The sequence below is a fragment of the Methanothermococcus okinawensis IH1 genome (assembly GCF_000179575.2).
Taxonomy (GTDB): domain Archaea; phylum AGJL01; class Methanococci; order Methanococcales; family Methanococcaceae; genus Methanofervidicoccus; species Methanofervidicoccus okinawensis.
The window spans coordinates 933,307-955,538 of record NC_015636.1; the positions used below are offsets into that span (position 1 = coordinate 933,307).

The window sequence follows — 22,232 nt, forward strand, 5'->3', positions numbered from 1 at the left end:
TAACTGTATTGTCCAATAATACAATAACTTCAGAAAATACAACTACTGTGAACAGTACTTCATACGATGGCACTACATTTACAATTACTATGAATTTCGCAAATTATAGTATAATATCTGCTGATAAAACATTAGGCACATCAGACTGGGTATATCTTAACGGAACAGCAGTATGGGGAGGAGCAAACGATAAACAGTTCTTAATAGCTCCATTACAAGACAACGACGGTTCAGTAGTAAATACAGGAGTTATCAATAAAGGGGATTTAGTAGCTGTTCTGGTGAACTCACAGGCAGCATTTGATTCAGAAATTAGTGAAAGAACAGACATTTCAGGCAAATTACAGCCAGAGTTCGGAGCTCCAGCTGTTGTAGATTTCACAACACCTGTTGCATACACCAAAGAAGTTATGGAATTACAATAATTACCTTAATATTAGGAGGTAGATATTATGAAAATAAAAATACTTGAATTTTTAAAGAATAAAAAAGGTGCTTCGGGAATTGGAACCTTAATTGTATTTATTGCTATGGTATTAGTTGCAGCAGTTGCAGCAAGTGTATTAATCAATACAAGTGGATTCTTGCAACAAAAGGCATCAACTACTGGTAAGCAAAGCACAGAACAAGTTGCAAGTGGCTTACAGGTATTGGAAGTCATGGGTATGCATAATACCACAAATATCAACAAAACAGCAATATATATTTCACCAAACGCCGGAAGTGCTCCAATTGATTTGAGCCAGGCCGTTGTTATGGTAAGCGATGGTTCTACTAAATTAGTAGCAAAATATAATTCAAGTTCTCCTGACCATGTTAGTTTAACAGATGGTGGTTCAATATTTAACAATAACATATGGAGTAACATATCTGAAACAGAATTTGGTATTATAGTAATTCAAGATGCAGATGGTTCATGTAAAAGTACTACCCCTGTTATCAACAAGGGAGATATAGTAGCAATTGCATTGAATACTACCGGATTAAATATGGGTCCAAGGTCAGATATCTCAGGTACAGTACAGCCAGAGTTCGGAGCTCCTGGTGTGATTTCATTCACAACCCCAGCAACATATTTGAATAATTCAAAGGTAGTACAACTTCAATAAATACATATTAATTTTTTAATTCTCTTTTTTGAGGTGAATTTATGTTAAAATTCCTTAAAAATAAAAGGGGAGCTATCGGTATTGGGACTTTGATTATATTCATTGCATTAGTATTAGTTGCAGCTGTTGCAGCTGCTGTAATTATAAACACAGCTGGGAAATTGCAACATAAAGCATCCACTGTTGGTCAGGAAAGTACTAAACAGGTGGCAAGTGGTATTCAGGTTCTAAAAGTTGCAGGGTATGCAGATGTTAATTCTACGGATTCATTCATAATTATAAACACGACATCCAATAAAACAATAATAAATAATTCTGCATATCGAAGTATATCGGATAGTTCTCAATACGACCATATAAAAGGCATTGCTATATTTGTAGAACCAAATATTGGTGATGATATAGATTTATCCTCCACCATAATTACAATATCGGATGAAGATAAAAAAGTGTCATTGGTATATTCAGGAATCATTGAACATGTGGATACAAATGGTACTGAAAATATATTTAAAGGATTAGTCCTTGAAGGTGCTAACGATTCAGTTAATACTACTGAGGTTAATACTACCGATGGGAAACATATCAATGGAAGTTATGTAGTAATAAGAAATTCAGATGGTATTGTAGTAGGAAAAGATGGATGGGTATTAAACAATATGCCTAAATTTGGAATAATTGTTTTACAAGATGCTGACCAATCCACATACGGAGCTCACCCTACCATAAATTATGGTGACAAGGTAGTACTTACGGTAAATACTGGTGAGATATTTAAACCCGGTGTTGGAATAAGAGAAAAAATATCTGGTGAGGTAATTCCAGAATATGGTGCATCAGGAATAATCGAGTTTAGAACGCCATCAGTATATGGTGGTAAAGTGGTAGCTCTTCAATAATGGGTGAAAAAATGCCAAATATATCTGAAATAATTGATGAAATAAAAAAAAAATAGCATTTGGTAAGAAGAAAGATGATAATGAAGGAAATCTGGAAGATGAATTTATACTTGATGAAGAGGAGGAGATTGAATCGGGGGATGAATTAGCGGCTGCAAATGAGGAGCTTCTTGCTAAAATTGGAGAGCTTGAATCAAGATTTCCAAAAATAGAAATGATGATTACAAATTTAAGAAAGGAAAATGAGACTTTAAGGGAAAATATAAACAAAATAAATGAAAATTTTCAGGACATAATGGCACTTTATGAAGTAGTCTCAAATCAAGTAAATCCATTTATAGGGATTTCTAAAATTACTGCAACCAGCATAGAAAAAATGGAAAGGTTAGAATATGAAGCAAATACTCTTAGAAAAAAAGTTGATGAATTACAAAAAGATGTTGTAATTCTTGCAGATATATATCTAAGACAGCAATATGATATCGATTTAGATGATGTTATCAATGATGTACTTGCAGAAGAAGAAGTCTCCAAAGTAATATTGGGAGAGGATTCAAATGGTTAGTGAAACAGAATTATATTCATCTTCCACATTGGAAGATTACTTAACTGAGGATGAGTTGGAGGAATATTTGGAGAATTTAAAAACCAAAATTCCTTCATTTATTGTTGAATTATTAAAAAATAATTTGAAAAACAGAAGATTGACTAAGAATCAACTGGATAGGATAGTACATAGAGTTACTGATCTTTACTTGGGTAAAAAACCAGAAGATAAAAAAGCAGAGGAATTAACTGCTAAAATCAATGATTTGAGTAATAAATTGGATGCACTTATGAAAGTTGCGGCAATATCTTCTGCAACAAAAGTGTCTGAGGATATCAAAAAAGAACTTACTGACATAGAAGGAGACGAAGAGGTGAAGACGGAGAACTTGGAGGATATGGTAGAAGATAATGAAAAAACTGATAATGTTAATGAAAAAACTGATGTGATGGAAAAAGATGATGAATGCAAATTAATTACAGAAGATTTAGATGAGGAAGAACAGGCCCATGGAGAATTAGAAACCTCTGAAACTGAAAAAAAAGAGGAAAAAAAATTTGAAGAGAAAGAGCACATCGAAGAGGAAAAAACTGAAAATTCAAAAAATGTTCCTATTATTGAAGAGGAGGTCATTAATATGCCAACAGATTTAACGGGCATGCATGATAAAAAATATAATCTCGAAGAATTACCTGAGGACACCATATCTACAATGTTGGTCTTTAAATGGCTTGAATTTTTAATAAGTAGAGTTGGATTAAGCAATTTAATAGATATTTTAGATTATTATAATAGCTTAGGGTGGATATCTGAAAAAGTTGCCAATAGGTTGATAAAAATCTCAAAAAACATGAAATACCTCAATGAAGAATTTAGAAAACCTATGGATAAGATGATATCGGAAGATCATATAGTTTCATTACTTTATATTGAAAAATTAGCTGGTAGGCCAATACCCATAGATGAGTTAGAAAGTATGGATCGGGAGATAAATAGAATAAGAAAATGGGCGGAAGAATTGCAAAGTATATAATTACTAAGAGATATTGCAAGGAGGGATTATTATGGATACATCAACATTATCTTCAATATTATTTGAAGCACATAAACCAGCTAAATTAGAGGAAATTCCAGAGGACCCAATATCAATAATATTTACTTTTAAATGGTTGGAATATTTATCTGAAAGAGTAGGTTATTCAAATATTGCCGATACGATGGAATTTTACTATAATTTAGGATGGTTATCAGATAAAGCAGTATTGAGTTTGTTAAAATATTTAAAAGGTATTAAACCAGGAAATGAAGATATAGATGAAGCTTCTGGCAATCTTACGATTGCGGACCATTTAGTTTCACTGTTATTTATAGAAAGATTAAATGGTAAAAAAATTTCTAGCGAATTGCTTGATAAGATAGAATGGGAAATAAGGAGAATAAAAAAGGGGGTTGAACAATACTATGGGATTTAGTTCAACTGCTGGTTTAATAGTTATACTATCAACAGTATTGGTTTGTTCCATATATCTATATAGTTCAGTAGATTTAAACATTGTTAAGATGGATAATGCATATTCTGACTACATAAATTGTTTGAATAATAAAGCACATGAAAAATTGATAATATTATCTGCGGTAAATTCAAGCGATACTATAAATATCACACTTTTAAATAATGGTTCATTAACTCATGAACCCGATAAATGGACGGTACTGTATAATGGCACACCAAAGAACTTTGAAATTAGCCCAAATATAGTGTATTTAACGCCATTGAATAATATTACAATTATCATAAATGCCACCGCTCCTGCAAGAATATGTGTAGTTTCAGAATATGGAAATAAATATTATTATAATCTAAATTAGATTAAATTAAGTTAAAATATAAGAATATTTTTAATTTTTTATGTTTTTAGTGTTGATTTTAGGTGATTTAATGGCATCCAACGTATTCTCAGAAATAATTATATTCGTCAGTGTTTTGATAATTGCTGCGTCTGTTTCTGGGATTTTAGCAACTAGCACCCATAAATTATCTATCGGAATAAATAATAAAGGAGACATACTTTCGTCAAAATTATCCCAGGATTTTGAAATTATCAATGACCCTGCGGATATTCCAAGGAATCAATCAACGGGTATTATTTCGGTATATATAAAAAATACTGGAAAAACGCCAATAACATTTAATAAAGGGGTTTTGACAGTTTTAATTGATGGAGATATTAAATCTATAAATTCTACAACAGTGGTAGATGATAGTTCATCAAATGAATTGTTAAATCCATCGAAAGTTGGTAAAATTGATGTTAACTACAACACAACAGGATACCACCGAATAAAAGTGGTTTCTGAGAATGGGGTGGCTAGGACATTGAAGGTAGACATTCAATGACGGCATATGTCTGGTGATTTTATGAAGTTGGCAAAAATCGAACTTAGTAGGGATGATGTTCATAAAAGATTGGGTGGAGGTATTCCATATGGGAGTATAATTCTTATAGAAGGTGAAGAATCAACTGGAAAATCAATAATTGCTCAAAGATTAGCCTACGGCTTCTTACAAAATGCTCATTCAGTTACCTATGTTTCAACACAACTAACAACGTTGGAGTTTGTAAAGCAGATGATGTCATTAAAATATAATATAAATAAAAAACTTTTGAGTGGAGTTTTATTGTATATCCCGGTATATCCATTAATATCTGATAATCTTCAAAAGGAAGATTTTATAAAAAAACTTATGGAAACAAGGATATTTTATGAAAAAGATATCATAATATATGATACCATATCCTCCCTCATAATAAATGATGCAAGCGATGTTAAAGTTAATGATTTAATAGCTTTTTTTAAAAGGATAGCAGCCATGAATAAGATTGTAATTTACACCATCAATCCAAAAGAACTACCAGAATCTGTTTTAACATTATTTAGAACAGCTGCTACAATGGTATTAAAAACTGAAATTTACACATTTGGAGGGAGTGTTAAGAACCTTGTAAGGATTGAAAAATATAATTTAGCAAGGGGCCCATATCAAAAAACCATGGTATTTAGAGTAGAGCCTAATTTAGGTATTGCAGTGGAAATATCATCCGTAGCATAAAATATGAATTAGATATACAACAACACAGCAGCACAGAGAATTTTATAAAATATAAGGTGATAGAAATGGCAGATGAGTTTAAAACCGCTATGGAAAGAAACCCTCATTTGCGTAAGTATGTGGACAAGTTCAAAAAAACCTATTTAAAAATGCCAGAATTCATGACTGGTTTATCGAGAGATTTAAAAGAACTTAAATATCCAAATATTCTTTATCCGATTGGTGATCCCTTATTTGTCCATATATTTGGAACTCAGGATGTTAATACAAAGTATATAGTTATAGAACCCAGGTTGGAAACTTCTGATGAAAGATTAACTTATAAAATGATAATGGATAAACTTTTGGAATATGCTCCTTATGCCGATTCTCCTGAAAATGATGAAGAATTTGGAAAAATACTAACCGACTTATTTAACAAAATTACCAAGGTTGTCGATAATAAAAAAAGTAGAAAAAAACTCTTTAATTTTTTAAATCCTGGAAAAGTTGAAATTACAAAATATGAAAGGGACAAATACCTATATTTGTTAAAAAGGGATTTAGTAGGATTGGGTGTGCTTGAACCTATTAAACGAGACCCTTATATAGAGGATATACACGTAATAGGTTCAAATGGTTGTCAGCTCGTTCATAAAATATTTGATATGCTTCCTACAAATATTAGATGGGAGAATGACATTGAACTTTCAAATTATTTAAAAAATATGTGTGAAAGGATAGGCAGGCCAGTTTCTGATGCAAATCCTGTGGTTGATGGTTCTCTTCCTGATGGTTCCAGGATAAATATTATTTATTCAACTGATGTTTCATTAAAGGGTCCTTCATTTACCATTAGGAAATTTACAGATGTTCCGATAAGTATTACTCAACTTATTAGTTGGGGGACAATGTCAGCTCAAACTGCGGCATATTTGTGGCTTTGTTTAGAGTATGGTATGAGTATATTTATTTGTGGAGAAACGGCATCAGGAAAAACCACAACTTTAAATGCCATATTGCCATTTATTAAACCAAAATCTAAGGTGTTTTCTTGTGAGGATACTTCTGAGGTAAAACCTCCTCAGCCAGTATGGCAACAGTTATTAACAAGGGAGAGAGGACCTGAGGAAAGTAGGGTTACACTTTTTGATTTATTAAGGGCTGCACTGAGGTCTAGACCTAATTATATTATTGTTGGAGAAATAAGGAGTGTTGAAGGTGCAGTGGCATTTCAAGCAATGCAGACAGGACACCCTGTGTTATCTACATTCCACGCTGCAAATGTTAAAAAAATGATTCAAAGATTAAATGGTGAGCCAATTAACATTCCCCTAACTTTCATGGATAACCTCAATGTGGCATTATTTCAGCTTGCGGTGTATAGCAGGGGCAAGTTTTTAAGGAGGGTTGTAGGTGTTGAAGAAATTGAGGGGTATTATAAAGAAGTAGATGGAGTAATTACAAGAGGAGTGTTTGAATGGGACCCTCAAAAGGATAAACATAATTTTACAGGGCTTAACAACAGTTATATTCTTGAAGATAAAATTGCAAATGTGGCAGGTTATGATGATCCCAGGGAGATATATAATGAATTAAATTTAAGGACTAGAATACTTGAAGAAATGATAGCAAGAGGGATGTTTGGATATTATGAGGTTTTAGATGTAATATGGAGTTTTTATGAAAAAGGATTGGAAGGTCTTCCATTCCCTATCTGAGGTAATTGAGGTGATTTTATGTTCTTAAATATTTTATCCCGTGTTGGATTAAAACCCAGAGATTATTTATTAAAATATATACTACCTTCAATTATTCTTTCAATTGGTTTAGTGATTATGGGGATGACTTATTTTTCAGGATATATAAAATTATTAATGTTGGTTATTTCAATATTGATTTTAGGTAGTGCCATAGGTTATCCATACATAGAATTAGATAGTCAAAAAAATCAGATAAACGAAAAACTACACATATTTATAACAAAATTTGGTGTTTTGTCAATAACCGATTTAGATAGAAAAGAACTCATGAAAATTCTTGCACAGGAAAAGGAGGAGCTCGGACAATTAGCCAATGAATCCAAAAAAATATATGTATTGATAAAAAGGTGGAATCAATCACTTGCTGAAGCTTGCAGATTTTTAGCACAGAGAACTCCAAGCAGTGAATTTGCAGATTTTTTAGATAGAATGGCATATTCAATAGATAGTGGTGAAGAACTCAAAGATTTCTTAGCTAAGGAGCAATCAATAGTTATGAATGATTATGCTGCATTTTATAAGCGAGCGTTGTATTCATTGGATATGTTTAAAGAGATGTATATTAGTGCAGTCACATCTCTTGCATTTTTTGTAACTTTTGCAGTTATAGCTCCATTCATAGCACACTATAATTTTGTAACCACAGTTACTGTGGCATTAATCGGATTTGTTTTGGTGGAGATATGTTTGGTATATGTTATCAAAAGTAAAATGCCCACAGATAGGCTATGGCATACTGGTGAAAAACCTACTCGTGTAGATTTAAAACTTAGGAGATATTTGATAGCCTCAATAATTTTAACTATAATTACCACAGGCTTTCTTATTTGGGGAAAATATGTCGCAGAAATTCCCAAAGTGTCTGAAATTCCATATCAAATATTATTTGCTACTGGATTTACGCCTCTCTTAATCGGAGGATATGTTGCCAAAAGAGAGGAGAGTTTAGTTATAAGAAAAGAATATAATTTTCCAGATTTTTTAAGGTCCTTGGGAGATTCGGTTAGTGCAAAAGGAGGAGGTATGGAAGATTCCTTAAAATATTTATCGTCTCATGATTTTGGTCCATTGACAAAAGATTTAGAACAACTTTATAAGAGAGTATCAATAAGAATCGATAATAATAAAGCATGGAGACTTTTTGGTTTTGAAACATGTAGTTATCTGATACAGTTATTTTCAGAAATGTTTGAAAGATGTACATTTTTGGGGGGTGACCCTGGAAAAGCTTCTGAAATCATAGGCAATAATTTTCGTAAAATAATTAATTTAAGGAAATCAAAGTATCAAAGCGTAGAACAATTTGCAGGTATAATGTATGGATTGGGAGGAGGTCTTGCCCTTGCATTATATACATCTTATGGTGTAGCCCACATGGTAAATAATTTATACACATCCCTTGAAATCCCAGAGGCAATGATTACTGTTATAAATGTTATAGCCCCCGGAGATTTATCAATAATATCCTATTTAATGTATGCATGCATGGCAATATATGCTTTAATTTCAGGATACATGATAAAAATAATGGATGGCGGACATCCGCAGGTTTTATTAATGCATTTTATAATAATACTTTGGATAATTTCTATTGTATCCTATATCACCGAGCTCATAATAAATAAAATATTGGGGGTAGGTATTCCATTGTTTTAAATATTTTATTAATTATTATATACTTAAAATTATTTCAATCATTATATCACTATATTATAGATTATAGGATATAATTTATAACCTACTTTTTAATTTCCTCATATAAAATGTATTGTTGCCATATTTTAGTTTTATCAATTTATTTTCTTTTATCAATTTATCTACAATATCCCAGTTAGCATTGGCTTTTTTTAGCAATTCTTCAACGCCTTCCTTTCTCATAGGATGAACCGATGTGATTGATAACAAATCCTCTTCAATATTTCCCGAATATGCGAATTCATTACCTTCATAACCTATCAAATATTCGACTTTATCAAGTCCTATGACATTTGAAAATATCTGAAATACTTTGTTTATGATTTCTTCACTGGCAGGTTTGATTTTTTCAGCAGGTGGTCTTATAGGAATACTTATATAACATTTATTTGGAGATAATCTCTTTAAAAATTTTGCAGTATCTTCTATTACTTCATCTGTGTAGTTAATTCCATCCAACAGCATGGTTTCAGTTATTATTTTTCCCTTAAAACTTTCTTTAAATGTTAAAATTCCTTCCAATATATCCTTTAAGTTTAACTCATCATGTGGTCTATCAATGATTTTCCAGAACTCCTCCTCAACAGTATTTACTTTTAGAGAAACAAGGTTAAAATCCATTAAATCGTTTCTTACATCCTCCCTATACATTAAAGAAGTATTTGTAATTATGGCGATAGGAATATCCAACTTCTTTAATTCTTCAACTTCCTTTTTTAAGTTAATATCAAGAGTAGGTTCTCCATCTGGAACATAGGTAATATAATCAATTTTTTCATTATTATTTTTTAAATTATGCACCTTCTTTTTAACGGATGAAACAATATCTTCCACTTTATAAAATTCCTGTCTTTTAATGGTTTTATTTATTGTTCTTCCTACCTGACAATATATACAATCATAGCTACAATATTTGTTTGGTATGTTGTTTATTCCCAAACTTTTTCCAAGTCTTCTTGATGGAACAGGTCCAAATGCTATTTTATCCTTATCTGCTTTGAAATATCCCATGGTTCTTCCTTTTTTAATATTTTATATTTTATTTTCATATCTTTTATTTTCATATAAATTTTATATTTCAAATATTTTTATTTTTTATATTTAATTTACTTATCTTATATTTCATATATTTAGTTATATAATTATATTTAGTTATATCTTTTATTAATATATTCAATAGCATTTAATACGCTTAAAGCAACACCTTCAACCTCAATTCCACCTTTTCCCTTAACTCCATCGCCAACAAGATAAAATCTATTATTAACAACAGGATTTAAATCTGTGCCATTTGAAGCATGATTTACAGGTATTTCATCCCTATATGACTGTATGTGTAGAATTTCATAATCTTTAATGTTATTTTCACCAAATAAATTATCAATATCGCTTAAAACCCTATCTATCTCATTTTTAACATTATCTTTAATCTGGGTAGCATGAACCATTATTAAATTATATCCTTCTTTTGCAAGGTTTTTATCAACATTTGAAGGACAGTTTAAACCATTTATTCTCTCACTCTCTGGCGTAAATAAAACTCCGTTATGTTCTATAAGTTTTTCTCTGCATCCTATGGATACCTTTATACCTTTTGATGGAATAGGTACCTTTTCTTTTATTATTTTCATATTAGATAGGTTTTCAGTTAATTTTGGAGATAAATTACTTATTATTATATCGAATTCTTCTTCATTTTCTTCTGGATTTATATATCCTTTATTATCATCAATTTCTATCCTCTTAACATTGTAATTTGTAATTATTTTTCCATTGTTATTTTTTATTACCCTGACGAGCTCATCTATTACTCCTTTACAGCCTCCAATTGGTATGCCTGGACCTCCAAATTTATAGTAATTTTGAGCTATTTTAAGTATCTCTTCCATTGGAGTGTCATAGGCATTTAAACTTAAAGCCCAGCCTGTAAATGAGTTCCCAATATCCAATGCCAAAGGTATATCTTCCAAAAATTCTCCAAAAGATATATTTTTATCCACATTTCCAATTTTTAAATTGGCTGCCATTTTTAGACCTTTTATTTTATCCTTCAATCCAACAAGATTAAATATATTTTTATAGGTATGATTTTTTTTATTTATCCTAAAAAGCCCATCAGGATTGGAATTTTCAATATATATGTTACATCCAGCTTTTTTGAGTAATTGTGCCAAATATCCATTAGCCCCATGTGGTATCATGTGTAGAGCTCCGGTGGTAAGTTGATATCCTTTATATCCAATATTTGTGAATCTCCCACCAACAATGGGTAATTTTTCATAAATAACTACTTCATTTTCTTTTGAGAGTAGAGCTCCTGCTAATAAACCGCCTAATCCTGCTCCTACTATTCCTATTTTCATATTATCGCCTAATTTAAAAATAATATAAATAAAATTAAAAATAATAAAAAGCAAAATAAAAAGTAAAAAATAGAAAATATATTATATACACATTATACCTTCATTTAACCATACATAACATGTAATGTTGGCCTGTCTGTTTTATTATCTCTCTTTTTAGCCCATACTTTTTCAATAGCAGCTAAAAAGTCATCCATTGTTACATATTCCCTTCCGTCCCTTATGGCAAACATACCTGCTTCTGTGCATATAGCTTTTAAATCTGCACCAACACAGCCTTCTGTCATTTTTGCTATCTTTTTTAAATCCACATGCTTTAAATTCATGTTTTTTGTATGGATTTTTAATATCTCCAATCTTCCCTCTTCGCTTGGTGCAGGAACCTCGATGATTCTATCGAATCTACCTGGTCTCAATATAGCCGGGTCTAATATATCAGGTCTGTTTGTGGCAGCTATAATCTTTACATCTCCTTTTGATTCAAACCCATCCATTTCAGCAAGCAACTGCATGAGTGTCCTCTGAACTTCCCTATCTCCACCAGTTAATGATTCAGTTCTTCTGCTTGCCACGGCATCAATTTCATCAATAAATATAATACAAGGTGCCTTTTCCTTAGCCAATTTAAATACATCCTTTACAAGTTTTGCCCCTTCCCCTATGAATTTTTTGACGAGCTCTGAACCAACAATTTTTATAAAGGATGCATTAGTTTCATGTGCAACTGCCTTTGCAAGAAGTGTTTTACCTGTTCCTGGGGGTCCATACAATAAAACCCCTTTCGGTGGTTCAATGCCTACTTTTTCGAACAATTCAGGGTGTGTTAATGGGAGCTCTACAACTTCCTTAACTTCTTTTATTTGTTCCTCCAATCCCCCAATATCACTAAATGATATATTTGGTCTTTCATCAACTTCCATAGCCATTGCTCTATAATCTTTTTCCTTAGGCAAAATATCCACAATAGCCAGAGTTTGCTGATTTAAACATACCCTAGCACCTGGAACAATCTCATCTTTATTTACAAAGTTTGAGATAGTTACCAAAAAACTAGGTCCAGTAGAGCTCTTTACAACTACTTTTCTGTCCTCTACTCTGTCAATTACCGTTCCAAGTATTAACGGTGGAATTCTAAGTTTATCCAATTCTCTTTTGAGAATTTCATTTTCTTTTTTTAACTGTGCATTTTCCCTATTTAAGTCTCTATTTTCTAATTCCATCCTCAATACTTTACTTTCTAACTCTGCAACATAGGTTTTTTCCTTAAATTCTTCGATATTTACTTTATTTTTCTCTTCAACATCGTCGTTCTCATAGCTTGGAAATACCATAAATATACCTCCATGTAAATTAATCGTAATGTAATAATTTAAATTAATGATGATAGATAAATTATAATTATAGTTATTAATAAATCAATAAAGATATATATATGTAATGGTAAAGTTCATGGAATGTTTTTATTTTAGTTTTATTATTTTTTTAAGTTTTATCTTTATGATTATCCTATTTTAATAAATTGATAAAAAAATTGATAAATAAGTATTTATAATTAAATATCTATAACATTTAACTTATATAATTATTATTACCACATTATATTAATTATTATAATTTTTTATTTTATTTATTACAATATTTCTATATATCCTATATTATTATTTTATTTTATCATATTTATTAGGTGAATATTATGCAGTGTGAATTATGTGGAAAAGAAGTTAATAAACTTATAACGGTAAGAATAGAAGGCGTAGAAATGCAAGTATGCGAAGAATGTGCTAAATTTGGCGTATCCCCAAAGAGTTATTCAAGAAAACCCAAGAGAGTTCTTGGAAGGGGAGCTCCCCAAAAAAAGATTATCAAAAAACCCAGAAGAGATTTATTTGATAATTTAAAAGAATTAGTGGAAGATTATGGAACTATTATAAAAGAAGCTAGGATGAAAAAAGGAATGGATTTAAAGGAGCTCGCAAAAAGGGTAGGTATTAAAGAATCAACACTACACAAAATTGAAAGAAATGAGCTAGAACCCGAAGAAAAGTATGTAAAAAGATTAGAAAAAGAGTTAAATATATCATTATATGAAGAGGGTGACGAGGAATATAAGGATAATACTTCAAGAGATGAATTTACCTTAGGAGATTTCATAAAAGTTAAAAGAAGGAAGTAATAACTATTTAATTAATTTTTATTCCCTTTATTATATTAATTATTTTTAGGTTTTTTATTTTATTATTTATTTTTTATGTTATTTTATATTTTAATATAATAATGATTAAGAAAATTTTTTAATTAATTTCTGTGCCTTTTACATTGCCAAGTAAAGCATTGTAAATATTCCCTTTTATATTTCCGTTAAATATTAATGTTTTGATACCTAATTTATAAGATTCCATGACTTTTAGATACATTCCACCTGTAATGTCATTTTTATCAGATGGTTTTAAATATTTTAAGACTTCTTTAATATTTTCTGAGTTGATTTTCTCAATTACATTTTTGTCTGAATCAAGGACTCCATCTACATCAGAGGCATGCAGGCTTAAATTTGGTTTTAATTTTTTTGTTAAATAAGGTAAGGCATGGTCTCCTGAAAATATTCTATAATTTCTTTCACCATCCAATACTATATCACCATGAATTACAGGAACTAATCCTCGTTTAAGCATTCCTTCAATTACATAAGTATCAAAATGGATTTTCTCTTTGTTAAATGCTATAAATGAAGAGGGTTGTATTGAAACTGCTGGAATATCGTAATTATGTAATTCATCGATAACTATATTGTTGAACCTTCTCATAGCTTTTTGGATATCCCAAAACCCCTTCTTCATATTGTAGAATTGATTTGAATCTTTTTTATCGTTTAGATACTTTTTAGCTACTGGATGTCCAAAAGAGCCTCCGCCATGTATGATAATTAAACTTAATTCGCTATTATCGTTATTATTATACTCGCCATGTTCATTGTTATTGTTATATTTATCAATAGCATTTCTTATTTCCATTGAAATTCTATCCAAATTATCCCATTTAATAGAAAAAGGAATATTTTTATTACATAAAATACTTCCACCAAGTTTAAGAATCGCAAGCATGTTATCACTTTTTTATGATAATAATTATAATTTTGATAATACTTATAATGAGATATGATAGACATGATTATTGATAATGTGTATATTATAATACGATACTAATAACATATATGTAAATAATATATGTTAATTGTATTTTTTGGTAAAATTGTTATTTATAATGTGATGTATAATATAGTTATAGTAAAATTGCAAGTAAGACACTATATAGCAGATAGTAAAAATAATAAGATAGCAAAGTGGCAAAAATGGTGAAAACATGTTTATAAACGGAGAGTGGATTTTGAGGGATGATTTAAAAGTAGTGAATCCATATTCTCTTGAAACCATTGGATATATTACTTCACTAAGCAGAGAAGAAACAAGAGAAGCTATTAAGATAGCAGAGGAGCATAAATCAGTTATGAAGAATTTATCTCCTTCAACTAAATACGGTATTCTTATGAAAATAGCATCTGAAATACAGAAAAATAAGGAAAAAATGGCTAAAATCATCTCAATAGATGCTGGAAAACCTATAAGGCAATCTATAATTGAAGTGGATAGAACTATTGGCACATTTAAACTTGCAGCATTTTATGCAAAGGAGCTCAAGGGAGAAACAATACCATTGGAAAATGGCATCATATTAACAAAAAGGGAACCTGTGGGACTTGTCGGAGCAATTGCACCATTTAATTACCCACTAAGCACAGTAGCTCATAAAATAGCTCCAGCAATAGCTACGGGCAATAGCTTGGTTCTTCATCCATCTGCAAAAGCTCCTATGGCGTCAATTGAATTAACAAAAATTATAGAAAAGGTTTTAAAGAATAAAAATATTCCATTGGGGGTATTTAACTTACTAACTGGAATGGGGGATGTTGTAGGTGATGAAATAGTAAAAAACGATAGAATAAATATGGTTTCATTTACTGGAAGTGTAGAGGTGGGGGAATCCATTACAAAAAATGCAGGATTTAAAAGGATATTGTTGGAGCTTGGAGGAAATAATCCCATGATAATTTTAAAGGATGGAGATATAAAAAAAGCAGTTAAATCATGCGTCAAAGGAAAATTTTTAAATTCTGGGCAGGTTTGTATATCTGTTGGGCGAGTGCTTGTTGAAGAAGATGTTGCAGATGAGTTTATTAGTGAAGTTATTAATGAAACAGCAAAATTAAAGGTTGGTAATCCACTTGATAATGATACGGATATCGGAGCTCTGATAACTCCAGAAAGTGCTGAGAGGGTAGAAAATTTAATAAAGCAATCTGTTGAAGAAGGGGGAAGGATACTATATGGTGGAAAAAAAGAAAAATCTGTCATTTATCCAACAGTTATGGAGGTAAATCCAGATAACATACTATCAAAAATAGAGATTTTCGCACCAGTTTTACCCATAATTAGAGTAAAAAACATGGATGAAGCATTATATCATGCAAATAATACAAAATATGGTCTTCAAGCTGGGGTATTTACCAACGATATAAATAAAGCATTTAAAATCGCAGATAGTCTTGAATATGGAGGGGTTCTTATAAATAACAGCCCAACATTCAGAAGGGACAATATACCATTCGGTGGAACTAAAAGGAGTGGAATTGGTAGGGAGGGTATAAAATATGCCGTTGAAGAGATGAGTGAGATAAAAACAATTGTTATAAACAATAGGTAAAATGTAGATGACCTAATAAGCTATAAAAAACTATAAAAAAAACCATTAAACTAATAATTTTATAATTACATATTTTACAGGGGTATTATGGAATTTGATATAATTAAATTGAAAGAAATTGATTCTACAAATAAATACTGTTATAAACTTGGAAAGAAAGGAAAAAGAAACTTAATTGTAGTTTCAGATATTCAAACAGGAGGAGTAGGAAGACTTGAAAGAAAATGGTATTCTAATTTTGGAGGACTTTATTTTTCTATGCTTTTAGATTTAGAAGAATTTAAAAAAAGATGCAGTAATAACAATATTGGTAAATTAAACTTTTTAGGTTCATTATCGGTTGTTGAAACATTAAAATGTTATTTGAAAAATGGTAATAATACTTATAATGATATTGATAATAATATTAATGATAACAATAAGGTTAATAGTGCAAAATATAATAACAATAATAATTTAGGCATAAAATTTCCAAATGATGTAATTGTAAGGATAAATAATAACGACAAAAAATTGTCTGGGATATTGAGTGAAGTAAATATGAATTATGGATTTTTAGTTTTGGGTGTAGGTGTAAATATCAATAATAGCATACCTAACGAAATAAAAGATATTGCCATATCATTAAAAGAATTAGGGGGAAAAGAGTTTGATAGGTTTAATATCCTTGATAAGTATATTTGTAATTTTGAAAATAACTATTTTTTAGATGACGATAAAATTTTAAAAAAATATAAAAGATATTCCCTAACTATTGGTAAATATGTTAAGATAATCACACCAAATAAAGAGATTAAAGGAAAAGTCCTTAATATAGACTATAACGGTATTTATTTAGAAAATCACAATGAAATTGAACATATATCTGTTGGAGACTGTATTCATTTGAGATAAAGTAAGAAATAAAGAAATATTGGATATAATACTATAATAAAAATAAATGCTAATAAATGCCATATATAAAATTATGTGTATTTAAGTTAGGTGAGCTCCTATGATTTATAAACTAAATGGTATAGGCTATGATTCAAATACCTATTTAATGGTTGGAAAAAAGAACATATTGATAGACCCGGGAACTCCAAATACCTTTAAGCTGTTAAAGGATAAAATTAGTAATATTGCAAAGGATATAGATTATGTAATAAACACGCACTGTCATTATGACCACACTGGAAGCGATTATCTTTATGAGGAATATTTTAATGCACCCGTGATAATTCATAATTTAGAGGTTGATGATTTAAAGAATAATACTAATACCACAGTATCAGGTTTGTTTGGTAAAGAATTAATATCTCCAAAGGAAATAATCCCTATTAATGAAATATCTGAGGAATTAAAAAAATGGGATATTGAAATAATAGAAACCCCGGGGCATACGAGGGGAAGTATAAGCATAATATATAAGGATAATCTTATTACAGGAGATACATTATTTGCCTACGGTGTAGGGAGATGGGATTTTCCAACTGGAAGTTTGGTAGATTTGCGGAGCTCTATATCAAAACTTGAAAGAATAGCTTATGAAAGAAATATTGTAAATATATTGCCTGGACATGGAGAAAATGGAAATTTAAGTGCATTTTCAAACGCAAAATTGTTCTTATAGTTAAAAAATAATAAATTAAAAAAATAAAATTAATAAAAAATGAATAAATAAACCAATAACCATTTAAAGTGATATAATGTTTTCAGTGCTAATACCAGTTTCACCTTTAAATACCGTAAAATCACGACTAAAAAACTTTTTAACACCAGAAGAAAGGGTAGAATTAATAAAAAATATGCTTTTGGATGTTTATAGTAGTGTTAAAACAATATGTGATTCTATATATGTTGTAAGCAGGGATGAGGAAATACTAAAATTCTCAAAAGAACATGGAATGATAACCATACCTGAAAAAAAAGACATTAAGGGACTTAATGAGGCAATAGCTTATGCATTTGAACACATAAAAGAAAATGCTGTAATGATAGTTCCTGCTGATGTTCCATTGATTAAAGAGAGTGATTTAAAGGAAATAATAAATAACAATAAATTGGATAGGAGCTCCGTGGTAATATGTCCATCGAGGGGAGGTGGAACGAACTTACTTTTTTTAAATCCAAAAGATATTATTAAAACACGATATGAGGGATTCAGTTTTTTAAAGCATATTGAGGAATGCAAAAAACATAATTTAGAGGCTATAATATATCCATCCTTTTATATTTCAATAGATATAAATACTATTGAAGATTTGGGGGAAATTTTTATTCACGGAAAAGATACCCACACCTATAAGTATTTAAAGAGTTTGGGAATATCTGTTTTTCCAAAACATTCATCTGCTGGAAGATTTGAGATTATACGATAACTTGAAGAGGTGGCAATATGGTAGTTGCAGAAATAACAATAATACCATTAGGTGAAGGACCTAGTGTATCCAAATATGTTAAAAAAGCATTGGAGGTTTTTAAAAAGTATAACTTAAAAATAGAACCTTGTGCAATGGGAACAGTACTGGAAGGAGATTTAGATGAGATATTAAAAGCATTTAAAGAAGCTCATAAGGAAGTTTTAAATGACACCACAAGAGTGGTGAGCTCCTTAAAAATTGATGAAAGAAAAGATAAAGAAAATACAATAGAAAGAAAGTTAAATGCCATTAAAATTTAAATTTTTTTATTTCTTTATTTTAATTTTTTATTTTAGTTATTTTTGAGCATGTAGTTTATATTTTTATTTATCTACCCATAATCTATTAATCTAATTATTTAATTAAAAAATATTAGTAATTGTATATAATTAACAAAAATTATATATAGTAAATATATCCAATATAAAATTTATAACTATAACTATAAAGAGAGTGATAAGGTGAAAAAAGTTATATTATGTCTTATACCTTTGCTGGTCATTGGTATGATGGCAGGATGTGTAAATTCCAATAGCTCCACAGGTGCAACGGAAAAATCCAGTGGTAGCGGAGCTCAGGCAGAAACAACCAGCTCATCCAAACCTATCGTGTTAAAAATATTCCACGCAGGAAGTTTATCCGTTCCTTTTGAAGAATATGAGAAGATGTATGAAAAAGAGCATCCAAATGTAGATGTTCAAAGAGAAGCAGCTGGAAGTGTAGCTTGCGTTAGGAAAATAATAGATTTAAATAAAACAGCAGATGTTTTGGCATCAGCGGATTATTCTCTTATTCCAAACATGATGGTGCCAAAATATGCAGATTGGTATTTAATGATTGCAAGGAATGAGCTAGTAATAGCTTATACAAATAAAAGTAAATATCACAACGAGATAAATTCTACAAATTGGTATAATATATTAAATAAATCGGATGTTAAATTTGGATTCTCCAATCCAAACGAAGACCCATGTGGATATAGAAGTCAGATGGTTATTCAACTTGCAGAAATGTATTACAATAATCCTAATATATACGATGATTTGGTATTAAAAAATTCAAATTTTAAAGTTAAAGAAGAAAATGGGACTTACAACATAATAATCCCAAAAGAACCTAATGTAAATACTGATAAAATATTTTTAAGGAGTAAAGAAACTGATTTATTGGGACCTCTTGAAGCTGGGGCTTTTGATTATTTGATTATATATAAAAGTGTTGCCAATCAACACCACCTAAAATATGTGGAGCTCCCAAAGGAAATAAATCTTGGACATTATAAGTATGCAGATAACTACAAAAAAGTTAAAGTAATTACAGGCGATGGGAAGATTAAAACTGGAAAACCTATTGTTTATGGAATTACAGTTCCTAAAAATGCAAAACATCCAAAAGAAGCAATTGAATTTGTTAAAACAATATTGGAACATCCGGAAGTGTTTGAAAATGCAGGACAACCTGTAATTAAACCCGCTGTTGGATTTGGAAATGTCCCAGATGAACTCAAAGGACTTGTTAAAATAGAAAATAAATAATAATATACTCAATAAATTAAATATGTGTTCTTTTATTTTTATTATTTTATTTTTATTTTATTTTAATATCACATATTTTTTAAAAGAAATCAAAACTTTATCTCCAATGTTCAAATCATCCTTATAATAAATAGATTTAATGGTAAAATCATCCAACAAAATAGTTAATGTTTTGTAATGTCCAAAATCATACATTCCAACAATTTCACCACGGAGCTCATCCTCATATTTATCGTTGGAATTATATTTTTTAACAATTATATTATGGGGTTCTACTCCGTATAATCTACCATTGTATTTTATTATATTATATCCAAAGAATTTTGCAACTTTTTCATTTTTTGGATTGTTAAATATATAATTTTTATCCCCATAATCTATAATCTCCCCATTACTTATAAATACAATATTTTTCCCAAGCATCTTAGCCTCTAAAAAATCATGGGTTATATGGATTATTGGTAGGAGCTCCCCTATCTTTTTTAATTCATTGATAATATTTTCTTTATTATGTATATCAAGGGCAGAGGTAGGTTCATCTAAAAGCAGTATTTTGGGATTTAATATCAAAGCCCGAGCAATGGCTACCCTCTGTTGCTCCCCACCACTTAATGTTGTAGGATTGCGGGATAATAATTTATCGATATTTAAAAATTCAGATATCTCATTAATCCTTTTTTCACGCTCCAATTTTCCAAGTTTTTTTAATTTTAATCCATACTCTATATTTTTATAAACTGTCATGTGAGGAAATAATCCATAATTTTGAGGAACATATCCGAAATTCCTTTTTTCAGGAGGTATATCAGTAATATCTTCTTCATTGTAATATATCCTTCCAGAATTTGGCTTTAAAATTCCTGCAATACATTTAAGAATTATGGATTTTCCTGCACCACTTGGACCAAGTAATATGGTGTATTCATTATTTAATTTAAGATTTATATTTTTTAATTGGAATTCCTTCCAAATTTTGCTTATATTTTTTAATTCAATCATGCAAACCACAATACGCCAGATTAATAGTTTTTTACGACTCTCTCTTATTTTTAGATTGAAATATCCTTAATGTAGCAAATAATAATATACTTATAATTATCATAATTGCAGCAATAGGTTTTGATTCATTAAGTCCATATTCATTGAATCTATCCAATATAAGCACAGGAGCAGTTTTTGGAAAATATGCCATGATTAAAATTGCCCCAACTTCACTTATTCCCCGGGCAAATGCAAGGATACTGCCAGAAATCAGATTATTTTTTATTAAGGGTAAGGATATACTAAAAAATGTTCTTATTTGCGAAGCTCCCAAAGTTCGGGAAACATTTTCAAGCTCCTCATCAATCATGAAAAAACCATTTTTAGCAGAATTTATCATAAATGGAATACCAACATATAACATTACAATAACTATCCCCCAAAAATTATCTACAAGCACAACCCCATAGTTTTTTAATAATTCTCCAATAGGCGTTCCACAAATTACAGTTAATAGCATAATACCTATTACAGAGTGAGGTATTGCCATAGGCATGTCTATTATGGCTTCAATTATATTTTTACCTTTAAATTCATATCTTGAAAAAATGTAAGATAGAGGTACCCCAAATATTAAGGCCATCAGTGTTGCTGTAAAAGCTGCCTTTAAACTAACCATTATAGCGCCTATAACTTCTTTATCTCTAATGGCTGTTGAAATATCCCCGGGGTTTAATAACATGGTAATTATTGGTATAAATACGAATAAAAATATCATTGCGGATATTATTAAAAAAGATGATATAAACCAATAATTTGCCGTATTTTTATTTAATATATTTTTAAACATGTTATCAATATATAAAATATTATGAATATAACTTTTTATAGGCATAAATACAAATTATGTTTATTTTATGTAATATATTACTATATAAATATTATGTTAATTACAATAGATTAATACGAATATAACATGCAGGAATAAAAATAGAATAATGAAAATTTAAAATATAATTTATATTATCTTTTTTGATTTTAATTTTTAATGTTTTTTAAGTTTTCTTAATTTATATTTTATTTAATTTT

The 22,232-nt window shown here is 29.9% G+C and carries 23 protein-coding genes and 1 pseudogene; 18 read left to right on the top strand and 6 right to left on the bottom strand.

The genetic code is table 11. The features are described 5' to 3' along the window. The first annotated feature begins 458 nt into the window (after positions 1 to 458). From METOK_RS04650 to flaJ, 11 genes and pseudogenes are all read left to right on the top strand, one after another. Positions 459 to 1,109, top strand: a complete 651-nt coding sequence (locus METOK_RS04650; protein WP_048058049.1) for a flagellin — start codon at positions 459 to 461, stop codon at positions 1,107 to 1,109. Positions 1,110 to 1,150: 41 nt separating this feature from the next. Further along, entirely contained in the window at positions 1,151 to 2,008 is an 858-nt protein-coding gene (locus METOK_RS04655) for a flagellin (protein WP_013867067.1), read from the top strand. 217 nt (positions 2,009 to 2,225) lie between these two features. Further along, positions 2,226 to 2,288 (top strand): annotated as a pseudogene (locus tag METOK_RS08905) (flagella accessory protein C); the annotation flags it as partial. Positions 2,289 to 2,384: 96 nt separating this feature from the next. Further along, positions 2,385 to 2,573 carry a hypothetical protein gene (locus METOK_RS08910; protein WP_232210886.1) on the top strand — a complete coding sequence of 63 codons (189 nt, stop codon included), beginning with the start codon at positions 2,385 to 2,387 and terminating at the stop codon, positions 2,571 to 2,573. Next, a complete protein-coding gene (locus METOK_RS04665) occupies positions 2,566 to 3,588 on the top strand; it encodes a FlaD/FlaE family flagellar protein (RefSeq protein WP_013867068.1) in 1,023 nt (340 codons plus the stop codon). The genes METOK_RS08910 and METOK_RS04665 overlap by 8 nt, the downstream gene beginning before the upstream one ends. Positions 3,589 to 3,619: 31 nt before the next feature. Next, entirely contained in the window at positions 3,620 to 4,027 is a 408-nt protein-coding gene (locus METOK_RS04670) for a FlaD/FlaE family flagellar protein (protein ID WP_013867069.1), read from the top strand. Beyond that, positions 4,017 to 4,424 carry a flagellar protein F gene (locus tag METOK_RS04675; RefSeq protein WP_013867070.1) on the top strand — a complete coding sequence of 136 codons (408 nt, stop codon included), beginning with the start codon at positions 4,017 to 4,019 and terminating at the stop codon, positions 4,422 to 4,424. Before METOK_RS04670 ends, METOK_RS04675 begins: the two co-directional genes overlap by 11 nt. A gap of 70 nt (positions 4,425 to 4,494) precedes the next feature. Next, a complete protein-coding gene (locus tag METOK_RS04680; RefSeq protein ID WP_048057885.1) occupies positions 4,495 to 4,953 on the top strand; it encodes a flagellar protein G in 459 nt (152 codons plus the stop codon). A 21-nt stretch (positions 4,954 to 4,974) separates the two neighbouring features. After that, positions 4,975 to 5,667 (top strand): ATPase domain-containing protein, encoded by a 693-nt coding sequence (locus METOK_RS04685; protein ID WP_048057886.1) that lies wholly within the window; start codon positions 4,975 to 4,977, stop codon positions 5,665 to 5,667. 65 nt (positions 5,668 to 5,732) lie between these two features. Continuing rightward, a complete protein-coding gene (locus tag METOK_RS04690) occupies positions 5,733 to 7,367 on the top strand; it encodes a type II/IV secretion system ATPase subunit (protein WP_013867073.1) in 1,635 nt (544 codons plus the stop codon). Positions 7,368 to 7,385: 18 nt separating this feature from the next. Continuing rightward, complete coding sequence (flaJ, locus tag METOK_RS04695; RefSeq protein ID WP_013867074.1) at positions 7,386 to 9,065, top strand: archaellar assembly protein FlaJ; 1,680 nt, start codon at positions 7,386 to 7,388, stop codon at positions 9,063 to 9,065. A gap of 75 nt (positions 9,066 to 9,140) precedes the next feature. On the opposite strand, the gene METOK_RS04700 is transcribed toward flaJ, so the two are convergent. The 3 genes from METOK_RS04700 to METOK_RS04710 all read right to left on the bottom strand — a co-directional run bounded on the left by METOK_RS04700 (position 9,141) and on the right by METOK_RS04710 (position 12,798). Continuing rightward, positions 9,141 to 10,115, bottom strand: a complete 975-nt coding sequence (locus METOK_RS04700; RefSeq protein WP_013867075.1) for a radical SAM protein — start codon at positions 10,113 to 10,115, stop codon at positions 9,141 to 9,143. 137 nt (positions 10,116 to 10,252) lie between these two features. Then, positions 10,253 to 11,467: an NAD(P)-binding protein gene (locus METOK_RS04705; protein ID WP_013867076.1), complete on the bottom strand. Its 1,215-nt coding sequence runs from the start codon at positions 11,465 to 11,467 to the stop codon at positions 10,253 to 10,255. 104 nt (positions 11,468 to 11,571) lie between these two features. Beyond that, entirely contained in the window at positions 11,572 to 12,798 is a 1,227-nt protein-coding gene (locus METOK_RS04710; protein WP_013867077.1) for a proteasome-activating nucleotidase, read from the bottom strand. Positions 12,799 to 13,160: 362 nt separating this feature from the next. Here METOK_RS04710 and METOK_RS04715 point away from each other — a divergent pair, with 362 nt between their 5' ends. Then, positions 13,161 to 13,640, top strand: coding sequence for a multiprotein bridging factor aMBF1 (locus tag METOK_RS04715; RefSeq protein WP_013867078.1), 480 nt, complete (start codon positions 13,161 to 13,163; stop codon positions 13,638 to 13,640). Positions 13,641 to 13,758: 118 nt separating this feature from the next. On the opposite strand, the gene METOK_RS04720 is transcribed toward METOK_RS04715, so the two are convergent. Further along, on the bottom strand, positions 13,759 to 14,568 hold the full coding sequence (locus tag METOK_RS04720; RefSeq protein WP_013867079.1) for an isopentenyl phosphate kinase: 810 nt from the start codon (positions 14,566 to 14,568) through the stop codon (positions 13,759 to 13,761). Positions 14,569 to 14,827: 259 nt separating this feature from the next. Here METOK_RS04720 and METOK_RS04725 point away from each other — a divergent pair, with 259 nt between their 5' ends. The 6 genes from METOK_RS04725 (at position 14,828) to wtpA (ending at position 20,162) form a co-directional block, all read left to right on the top strand. Continuing rightward, positions 14,828 to 16,225 carry a lactaldehyde dehydrogenase gene (locus METOK_RS04725; RefSeq protein ID WP_013867081.1) on the top strand — a complete coding sequence of 466 codons (1,398 nt, stop codon included), beginning with the start codon at positions 14,828 to 14,830 and terminating at the stop codon, positions 16,223 to 16,225. 87 nt (positions 16,226 to 16,312) lie between these two features. Further along, positions 16,313 to 17,119: a biotin--[acetyl-CoA-carboxylase] ligase gene (locus METOK_RS04730; RefSeq protein WP_013867082.1), complete on the top strand. Its 807-nt coding sequence runs from the start codon at positions 16,313 to 16,315 to the stop codon at positions 17,117 to 17,119. A gap of 100 nt (positions 17,120 to 17,219) precedes the next feature. Beyond that, positions 17,220 to 17,837 (top strand): MBL fold metallo-hydrolase, encoded by a 618-nt coding sequence (locus METOK_RS04735; protein WP_013867083.1) that lies wholly within the window; start codon positions 17,220 to 17,222, stop codon positions 17,835 to 17,837. Positions 17,838 to 17,913: 76 nt separating this feature from the next. Further along, positions 17,914 to 18,585 (top strand): 2-phospho-L-lactate guanylyltransferase, encoded by a 672-nt coding sequence (gene cofC, locus METOK_RS04740; protein WP_013867084.1) that lies wholly within the window; start codon positions 17,914 to 17,916, stop codon positions 18,583 to 18,585. 17 nt (positions 18,586 to 18,602) lie between these two features. Then, positions 18,603 to 18,887 (top strand): MTH1187 family thiamine-binding protein, encoded by a 285-nt coding sequence (locus METOK_RS04745; RefSeq protein WP_013867085.1) that lies wholly within the window; start codon positions 18,603 to 18,605, stop codon positions 18,885 to 18,887. Between the two features lie 201 nt (positions 18,888 to 19,088). Next, the gene (wtpA, locus tag METOK_RS04750) at positions 19,089 to 20,162 is read left to right on the top strand and encodes a tungstate ABC transporter substrate-binding protein WtpA (RefSeq protein ID WP_013867086.1); all 1,074 of its coding nucleotides are present in this window, start codon (positions 19,089 to 19,091) and stop codon (positions 20,160 to 20,162) included. A 57-nt stretch (positions 20,163 to 20,219) separates the two neighbouring features. On the opposite strand, the gene METOK_RS04755 is transcribed toward wtpA, so the two are convergent. Together METOK_RS04755 and wtpB are read right to left on the bottom strand one after the other, a co-directional pair. After that, on the bottom strand, positions 20,220 to 21,161 hold the full coding sequence (locus METOK_RS04755) for an ATP-binding cassette domain-containing protein (RefSeq protein ID WP_013867087.1): 942 nt from the start codon (positions 21,159 to 21,161) through the stop codon (positions 20,220 to 20,222). A 31-nt stretch (positions 21,162 to 21,192) separates the two neighbouring features. Continuing rightward, positions 21,193 to 21,993 carry a tungstate ABC transporter permease WtpB gene (gene wtpB, locus METOK_RS04760; RefSeq protein WP_048057887.1) on the bottom strand — a complete coding sequence of 267 codons (801 nt, stop codon included), beginning with the start codon at positions 21,991 to 21,993 and terminating at the stop codon, positions 21,193 to 21,195. Between the last annotated feature and the right edge of the window lie 239 nt (positions 21,994 to 22,232).

What these genes read in the sequence shown, in the direction of transcription:
- METOK_RS04745 (WP_013867085.1), top strand. Translation starts at nt 18,603, where the DNA reads ATGGTAGTTGCAGAAATAACAATAATACCATTAGGTGAAGGACCTAGT.
- METOK_RS04690 (WP_013867073.1), top strand. Translation starts at nt 5,733, where the DNA reads ATGGCAGATGAGTTTAAAACCGCTATGGAAAGAAACCCTCATTTGCGT.
- METOK_RS04735 (WP_013867083.1), top strand. Translation starts at nt 17,220, where the DNA reads ATGATTTATAAACTAAATGGTATAGGCTATGATTCAAATACCTATTTA.
- METOK_RS04720 (WP_013867079.1), bottom strand. Translation starts at nt 14,568, where the DNA reads ATGCTTGCGATTCTTAAACTTGGTGGAAGTATTTTATGTAATAAAAAT.
- METOK_RS04730 (WP_013867082.1), top strand. Translation starts at nt 16,313, where the DNA reads ATGGAATTTGATATAATTAAATTGAAAGAAATTGATTCTACAAATAAA.
- METOK_RS04685 (WP_048057886.1), top strand. Translation starts at nt 4,975, where the DNA reads ATGAAGTTGGCAAAAATCGAACTTAGTAGGGATGATGTTCATAAAAGA.
- METOK_RS04755 (WP_013867087.1), bottom strand. Translation starts at nt 21,161, where the DNA reads ATGATTGAATTAAAAAATATAAGCAAAATTTGGAAGGAATTCCAATTA.
- METOK_RS04680 (WP_048057885.1), top strand. Translation starts at nt 4,495, where the DNA reads ATGGCATCCAACGTATTCTCAGAAATAATTATATTCGTCAGTGTTTTG.
- METOK_RS04725 (WP_013867081.1), top strand. Translation starts at nt 14,828, where the DNA reads ATGTTTATAAACGGAGAGTGGATTTTGAGGGATGATTTAAAAGTAGTG.
- METOK_RS04670 (WP_013867069.1), top strand. Translation starts at nt 3,620, where the DNA reads ATGGATACATCAACATTATCTTCAATATTATTTGAAGCACATAAACCA.
- cofC (WP_013867084.1), top strand. Translation starts at nt 17,914, where the DNA reads ATGTTTTCAGTGCTAATACCAGTTTCACCTTTAAATACCGTAAAATCA.
- wtpB (WP_048057887.1), bottom strand. Translation starts at nt 21,993, where the DNA reads ATGTTTAAAAATATATTAAATAAAAATACGGCAAATTATTGGTTTATA.
- METOK_RS04710 (WP_013867077.1), bottom strand. Translation starts at nt 12,798, where the DNA reads ATGGTATTTCCAAGCTATGAGAACGACGATGTTGAAGAGAAAAATAAA.
- METOK_RS04705 (WP_013867076.1), bottom strand. Translation starts at nt 11,467, where the DNA reads ATGAAAATAGGAATAGTAGGAGCAGGATTAGGCGGTTTATTAGCAGGA.
- METOK_RS04700 (WP_013867075.1), bottom strand. Translation starts at nt 10,115, where the DNA reads ATGGGATATTTCAAAGCAGATAAGGATAAAATAGCATTTGGACCTGTT.
- METOK_RS08910 (WP_232210886.1), top strand. Translation starts at nt 2,385, where the DNA reads ATGGAAAGGTTAGAATATGAAGCAAATACTCTTAGAAAAAAAGTTGAT.
- METOK_RS04675 (WP_013867070.1), top strand. Translation starts at nt 4,017, where the DNA reads ATGGGATTTAGTTCAACTGCTGGTTTAATAGTTATACTATCAACAGTA.
- flaJ (WP_013867074.1), top strand. Translation starts at nt 7,386, where the DNA reads ATGTTCTTAAATATTTTATCCCGTGTTGGATTAAAACCCAGAGATTAT.
- METOK_RS04665 (WP_013867068.1), top strand. Translation starts at nt 2,566, where the DNA reads ATGGTTAGTGAAACAGAATTATATTCATCTTCCACATTGGAAGATTAC.
- METOK_RS04655 (WP_013867067.1), top strand. Translation starts at nt 1,151, where the DNA reads ATGTTAAAATTCCTTAAAAATAAAAGGGGAGCTATCGGTATTGGGACT.
- METOK_RS04715 (WP_013867078.1), top strand. Translation starts at nt 13,161, where the DNA reads ATGCAGTGTGAATTATGTGGAAAAGAAGTTAATAAACTTATAACGGTA.